The sequence below is a fragment of the Allobosea sp. CRIB-10 genome, assembly GCF_900112185.1.
Classification (GTDB): Bacteria; Pseudomonadota; Alphaproteobacteria; order Rhizobiales; family Beijerinckiaceae; genus Allobosea.
In genome coordinates this window covers 92,783-99,320 of record NZ_FOKP01000025.1, presented here as the reverse complement: position 1 = coordinate 99,320, position 6,538 = coordinate 92,783, and the positions used below count along the sequence as shown (strand labels likewise).

Here is a 6,538-nt window from a genome sequence, read left to right as displayed (position 1 = left end):
CGCGACCCGCTACGACAAGCTCGCCAGGAACTATCTGGCCTCGCTCTGCCTCGCCGCTCTCGTCGCCTACTGGCTGCGTTGAGTCTCGACCATAGAGCAACTCCGTGTTTCTCCGAATCACGGAAATGCTCTAGCCCTTTGTTTTGTCGCATTTTCTTCGCGCGAACCGGTATCCACTTCGCTCGAAAATGCTCTAGGCCTGTAGGTGGTCTTGCGGGCGGCGGTTCGCGTCACACCCCGATATTGTCGATCAGCCGCGTCGCTCCCAGCCGCGCCGCGATCAGCAGGCGGATCGGGCCGTCGGCGCGCGAGGTCACCGGCGCCAGCGTGTCGGCGTGGCGGGCTTCGAGATAGTCGAGCTCGAAGCCGGCGGTGATGATCTCGTTCTGTGCGTCTGCGACCGCCTGGAAGAGCGGATCGTCGTTGCGGATGCGGGCGGCGAGGGCTTGCATGACCCGGTGGAGGGTCGGAGCGAGCGCACGTTCCTCAGCCGAGAGGTAGCGGTTGCGCGAGGACATGGCGAGCCCGTCGGCCTCGCGGAAGGTCGCCAGCGGCACGATCTTTATGCCGAGGTCGAGATCCCCAGCCATCCGCGTCACCACCTTGAGCTGCTGGTAGTCCTTCTCGCCGAAAATGGCGAAATCGGCCTTGCTCTGTGTGAACAGCTTGCAGCAAACCGTTGCCACCCCTTCGAAATGCGTCGGGCGGAAACGATCCTCCAGGCCGACCGCGGCCGGGCCGAGCAGCAGCACGCGGCTGGCGAAGCCTGGGGGATACATCTCCTCGACGGCGGGGAAATAGATCGCGTCGGCATCGACCGCCTCGAGCTGGGCGCGGTCGCTCTCGAACGTCCGCGGGTACTTCTTGAAGTCCTCGTGCGGGGCGAACTGCGTCGGGTTGACGAAGATCGAGACGATGACGCGGCGGGCGTGCTTCTGCGCCTCGGTGACGAGCGCGATATGGCCCTCATGCAGCGCCCCCATGGTCGGCACCAGCGCGACCTTCTCGCCGGCTGCATGCCAGGCCGCGACCGCCTCGCGCATCGCCTTGACCGTCTCGAACACCGCGACCTGCGACATAGCGCTTCTCCCTGACGTTCCGGGACGGGTAGCAAATGCCGGCGGCGCGGCCAATATCTCTGGCATGAGCGAATCCCGGCGAAGAGCATGACGCGCGACAACGGCAAGGCGGTAGGCAAGGCGGGCGAGACGCGCCCGGCCGAGAATGCTGCGCGCTCGAAGCCCGGCGAGATCGACCGCTTCCTCGCCTCGGCCAAGCAGCTCGCGCCACTCGCGACCGGGCAGGCCGGGCGGCTGGTCTTCGCGCTCGACGCCACCATGAGCCGGCAGCCGAGCTGGGAACTCGCCTGCTCGCTGCAGGGCCAGATGTTCGAGGTCGCGGCGAAGACCGGTGGGCTCGCGGTTCAGCTCGTCTATTTCCGCGGCTTCGACGAATGCCGCGCCTCGGGCTGGCTCGGCGAGCCGCAGCGCCTGACCGGGCTGATGAACAAGATCGACTGCCGCGGCGGGCAGACGCAGATCGGCCGCGTGCTCAAGCATATCCGCGACGAGGAGCGGCAGGTGCCGATCCGCGCCTTCGTCTATGTCGGCGATGCGATGGAGGAAGATGTCGACCGGCTGTGCGCGCTTGCCGGCGAGCTTGGCCTGCGCGGTGTCAAGGGTTTCCTGTTTCAGGAAGGGGCCGATCCGGATGCCAGCGCCGCCTTCGCCGAGATCGCACGCCTGACCGGCGGGGCGCATGCGCGCTTCGACGTCAATGCGCCAAACTCCCTGCTCGATCTCCTGCGTGGCGCTGCGGCCTATGCCAGCGGTGGACGCGAGGCGCTGCTGAAGCTCGCGGGGCAGAACGCCGCGGCGCAGAGGCTGCTGACGGCGATGGAGGGCCGCAGATCGTGACGCTGCTCTATGGCATCGCCACGCTGATCCTGATCTGGTGGCTGGTGAAGCTCTTCGCCGGCGCCGATCCGAAGAAGCTGGTCAGGCTCGGCAAGGTGGTCGGCGGTACGCTTTCGCTCGGCGTCGCGGCGCTGCTGATGCTGCGCGGGCGGCCCGACATGGCGATCTTCCTGGGCGGGCTCGGCGCCTGGCTGCTCGGCTGGAGCGCTTATGGGCCGGGTGGCCTCAAGATGCCGGAATGGGCGCGGGACTGGGGCGGGACCGGCTCGGCCGGTCGTTCCAAGGTCGCTTCGGCTCTGCTGGAGATGGAGCTCGATCACGATAGCGGCGGTATCAAGGGCAAGGTCGTCGCGGGCGCCTTCGCCGGTCGCGATCTCGACGATCTCACGCCGGCTGATCTCAGTGCGCTCTTGCGCGAATGCCTTGCCGGGGATCCCGACGGGGCGCGCCTCCTAGAGGCATATCTCGACCGCCGGGCGCCCGGATGGCGTGAAGACGCTGATGGTCACCGCGACGCGGGGCAGCGCGGCCCGGCGCGCACGGGCGCGATGGCGGACGAGGAGGCCTACGAGATCCTGGGGCTTCAGCCGGGGGCGGGCCAGGAGGCGATCCGCGAGGCCCATCGGAGCCTGATGAAGCGCATCCATCCGGATGCCGGCGGCACCAGCGGGCTTGCCGCTCGCGTCAACCAGGCCAAGGATACCTTGCTGAAAAAGCATGGCTGAATCCCTTTCCCGACTGGTCAGCTACGGGTTGCGAAGCAGGAGAAGCCGCCGCGCTTGAGCTGGGCGCAGGCCTTCTCGGCGTCCTTGGACTCCTCGAAGCCGGCGAAGCGGGCGCGGAACAGGGTGGCGCCGCCCTTCTCGACCTTCTCGGTGAACGGCGAGGCGTCGGCGAGCGAGCCGGAAGCCTTGGCGCGGGCCCGGGCCAGGATGTCCTTGGCCTTGGCCTCATCGTCGGTGGCGCCGAGCTGGATCACCCATTTCGAGGCGATCGCGGTTTTCTCGGCCGGCTTGGTTTCGGGCTTGGCTTCAGGCGCCTTGGCGACATGCGCCACCTTGACCGGTGCGGGCGCCGGCTCGGGCAGGCGAGCCTCGACCTTCTTCGGCATGGGCTGGACCTCGTCCTTGGCCGCCGGCTCGGCGAGCTTGGCGATCGAGGAGGTGGTGTCGACATTCGCCGGCGGGCGCAGGACCTTGCCTTCGGCCGGGGCGGCACCGATCGACCAGCGCATGGCCGACGGCGTCGTGGTCGCGGCGACCGGGCGCATATTGGAGAGGGCGAGCGCCTGGGCGCTGCCGCTCAGGGCGCGCGGCGGCGTGATCTGGGCGGTGGTGGTCGTCGCGGCATAGGCGCGGGCCGCGGCCGGGACCTCAGGCTCGGCGCGCGGGCGCGGCACCGGGATCGGCGCGGGCGCCGGGGCGGGCTCGGGCGCCTGGGCGACGAGCGCCGGGCGGGCCGGCGGCTCGGGAACGGGAGCCGGGGCGGGCGCGCGGTAGCGCTCCTGCTGCGGCTCGGAGGCTTCGGCGATCATCGGGGCGCTGCGGCCGCCGGCGCTGGCGCGCGGCAGGCTGGCGAGGACGAGATCGGCCATGATCTTGTCGCGCGAGGCGCCGGAGCGGCCGCCGAGCACGATCGAGACGATCTGGCGGCCGTCCGCCTTGGCGGAGGTCATCAGGTTGAAGCCGGAAGCGCGGGTGTAGCCGGTCTTGATGCCGTCGACGCCCTCGATGCGGCCGAGCAGCCGGTTATGCCCGCGGATGGTGCGCGAACCATACTGGAAGGAACGCATCTGGAAGAGCGGGAAATAGCGCGGGAAGCGCTCCTGGATCGCGCGGGCCAGGATGGTGAGGTCGCGCGCCGTGGTGATGTTCGGCGGCGAGTTCGGCAGGCCGTGCGGGTTGTAGAAGCGGGTCGACTCCATGCCGAGCGCGCGCGCCTTGCGCGTCATCTGCTCGGCGAAGGCCTCTTCCGAGCCGGCGATGGCCTCGGCGACCACGACCGAGGAGTCGTTGGCCGACAGGGTGATCATGCTCTTGATCGCGTCCTCAACCTCGATGGTCGAGCCGGCCCGCAGGCCGAGCTTGGTCGGCGGCTGCGAGGCGGCATAGGCCGAGACCTTAAGCTCGGAATTCATGGTGAAGCGGCCGCGCTCCATCTGCTCGAAGAGCATATAGAGCGTCATCACCTTGGTCAGCGAGGCCGGGATGCGCGGCGCATCCTCGTTGACGGCGTGCAGCGTGCGGCCGCTCTTCACGTCGACGACCATCGCAGCATAGGGCGGGGCGTAGCCGCCCGAGACATGGCGCCGCTTCTTGCGCGCCGCCTCGGCCGGAGAGATCGTCGCTGTCAGCACGACGGCAGCAGCACTCACCACCCCGATGAACGCAAGCCAGCGCCCGCGTCGGGACCCAACGCAACCAGAAGCCATGCAACTCGCCTCAACTAACCCACCCGTCCGTCGCAGGCTTTGCAGCGTGGCGCGAAGGACACAGGAGAGGAGGTTAGGCGGATGCGGTTACGGAGGAGTTAAGCGAAAAAAATCCAGCATTGAAGCTGTCCGGTTGCAAACCGTCGCCGATGCACGCCGGGGGGCTCTGCGCTTGGTGCATTGCAGCGCGATCTTGACTTTTATGTTGCGGTGCACAATATCAGGGTCGTCCCGGTGATGAGCCCTTCATCTGACCTTGGGGACACGGAACCTGGGCCGTCAGGCTCGTCAGCAGAGGCGGCGCCTGCGAGCGTCGGAGGAAACCATGATCCAGAATTTCGAAACCATCCAGAAGGCTTCCAAAGAGAACGTCGACGCCGCCCTGAAGGCTTTCGGCGCCACCTCGAAGGGTGTGCAGGCTCTGGCCGTCGAGACCACCGACTACGCCAAGAAGTCGTTCGAGGCCGGCACCGCCGCGATCGAGAAGCTTGCCGGCGTCAAGACGCTCGACAAGGCCATCGAGATCCAGTCGGACTACGTCAAGACCGCTTTCGAGGGCTATGTCGCTCAGGTGACCAAGATCGGCGAGCTCTATGCCGCGATCGCCAAGGACGCCTACAAGCCGTTCGAAGGCATCGTCGCCAAGGCCGTCCCGACCCCGGCCAAGTGATTTTGGCGCGGCCGGCTTCGCCCGGCCGCAGCTGATCACCTGAGAATTTCAAGAAGCCCGGCCTCGGCCGGGCTTCTTTGCGTTTGCGCTTCGGCTGTCTTTGGTCCGCCTGCGCGGCAATGCTCTCGCAACCGGCGGGCGGCTGTCTGCCTGCGTCGCGTCCGGCCTGACGGCGGCGACAGGAGCCGGGAGTCGCAATGAGCCGTTCGACCATCGCAGCAGACACATCGGGTGCCGCGGAAGCGCCTCCGGCGAGCGACTTCCGCGAGCCGCCCCGTGAGGCCTGGTACTGCGTCAGGAGCAGCGGCAACCTGGCGACAGGGGCGATGGCGAGCGTGACGGTCCTCGGCGAGCAGATCGTCATCGGTCGCACCAAGCTCGGCAAGCTCTTCGCCTTGCGCGATCGCTGCCCGCATCGCGGCGCGCCCCTGTCCGAGGGGCGTTTCGACGGCGTCGCGATCACCTGTCCCTTCCATGGTTGGCGCTTCGGCGCCGATGGCCGCTGCCGGTCGATGCCGACGCTGGTCGATGGCGACGTCGCCGATCCCGGCCAGGTCAAGGTCGGCGACTTCCCGATCGCCGAGAGCGACGGCATCATCTGGCTCTATCTGGGCATGCGGCCGGAGCAGGCGCCTCCGGTGCCTGTGCTGACGCTCGCGGCCAAGACACGCTGCCGCGTCGCCGTCTCGGTTCTGGTCGAGGCCTCTTATGATCTATGCGTGCTCAGCCTGATCGATCCCGGCCATGTCGGCTATGTCCATAACTCCTGGTGGTGGCGTCCGACAGCGACGGCACGCGAGAAGGTCAAGGATTTCGAGCCGCTGCCCTTCGGCTTCCGGATGAAGGCGCACAAGGCGGCAGCCAATTCACGCGGCTATCGCCTGCTGGGACGGCCGCAGACGGAGGTCGATTTCCTGCTGCCGGGCCAGCGCATCGAGCGCATCCGCATGGGCGAGCGCTCGATCGTCAATGCGACCTTCGCCACGCCGATTGATGGCGGTCGGACGCTGCTCACCAATGTGCTGCTCTCCGACCTGCCGCAACTCATGCCGCTCGCGCCGGTGATCAGATGGGCGGGCCATGCCTTCCTGCGCCAGGACCAGCGCATCCTCGAGCTCGCCCAGCAGGGGCTCGAGCGCAAGCCGACCATGCTGCTGCTCGGGCAGGCCGACCGGCTGGCGCAATGGTATTTCCGCCTGAAGCGCGACTACGCGATGGCCCGTCGCGAGGGCAAGGCTTTCACCAATGTGCTGATCGCCGAACGGCTGCGCTGGCGCACCTGAGAGCGACCGCGGCGCCGCAAGCCCCTGGGAAGCCGGGCTATTCCAGGCCTGGTTTTCGTTCGTCCGGTTCAAAAATGTCGGTTCGCTGTGGCCTGCGGCCGCAACGGGCTGGCGAAGCAGGTGAGACGCCTGTAAATTCGTGAGCGAAGCACTATCTTGAGGTCAGCCTTCGGGACGGACATCTTGAGCCAAGCAGCCACGACGCCAATCGATCAGGACCTGCCAGCCGGCAATACGC

The 6,538-nt window shown here is 67.8% G+C and carries 6 protein-coding genes and 1 pseudogene; 5 read left to right on the top strand and 2 right to left on the bottom strand.

The window, feature by feature from the left end; translation table 11 throughout:
• Positions 1-82, top strand: a pseudogene (locus tag BMZ69_RS31315) (IS5/IS1182 family transposase); the annotation flags it as partial.
• Positions 83-230: 148 nt separating this feature from the next.
• Here BMZ69_RS31315 and panC read toward each other — a convergent pair.
• Positions 231-1,079: a pantoate--beta-alanine ligase gene (panC, locus tag BMZ69_RS24995; protein ID WP_092161951.1), complete on the bottom strand. Its 849-nt coding sequence runs from the start codon at positions 1,077-1,079 to the stop codon at positions 231-233.
• A gap of 87 nt (positions 1,080-1,166) precedes the next feature.
• Between panC and BMZ69_RS24990 the strand changes: the two genes are divergently transcribed.
• Positions 1,167-1,916: a VWA domain-containing protein gene (locus tag BMZ69_RS24990; protein ID WP_244543529.1), complete on the top strand. Its 750-nt coding sequence runs from the start codon at positions 1,167-1,169 to the stop codon at positions 1,914-1,916.
• On the top strand, positions 1,913-2,641 hold the full coding sequence (locus tag BMZ69_RS24985) for a DnaJ domain-containing protein (protein WP_348272495.1): 729 nt from the start codon (positions 1,913-1,915) through the stop codon (positions 2,639-2,641). Before BMZ69_RS24990 ends, BMZ69_RS24985 begins: the two co-directional genes overlap by 4 nt.
• A 17-nt stretch (positions 2,642-2,658) precedes the next feature.
• Here BMZ69_RS24985 and BMZ69_RS24980 read toward each other — a convergent pair whose 3' ends face one another.
• On the bottom strand, positions 2,659-4,347 hold the full coding sequence (locus tag BMZ69_RS24980) for a serine hydrolase (protein WP_092161950.1): 1,689 nt from the start codon (positions 4,345-4,347) through the stop codon (positions 2,659-2,661).
• A 325-nt stretch (positions 4,348-4,672) separates the two neighbouring features.
• Between BMZ69_RS24980 and BMZ69_RS24975 the strand changes: the two genes are divergently transcribed.
• Together BMZ69_RS24975 and BMZ69_RS24970 are read left to right on the top strand one after the other, a co-directional pair.
• Positions 4,673-5,017, top strand: coding sequence for a phasin family protein (locus BMZ69_RS24975; RefSeq protein WP_092161949.1), 345 nt, complete (start codon positions 4,673-4,675; stop codon positions 5,015-5,017).
• 197 nt (positions 5,018-5,214) lie between these two features.
• The gene (locus BMZ69_RS24970) at positions 5,215-6,300 is read left to right on the top strand and encodes an aromatic ring-hydroxylating oxygenase subunit alpha (protein WP_092161948.1); all 1,086 of its coding nucleotides are present in this window, start codon (positions 5,215-5,217) and stop codon (positions 6,298-6,300) included.
• Positions 6,301-6,538: the final 238 nt, after the last annotated feature.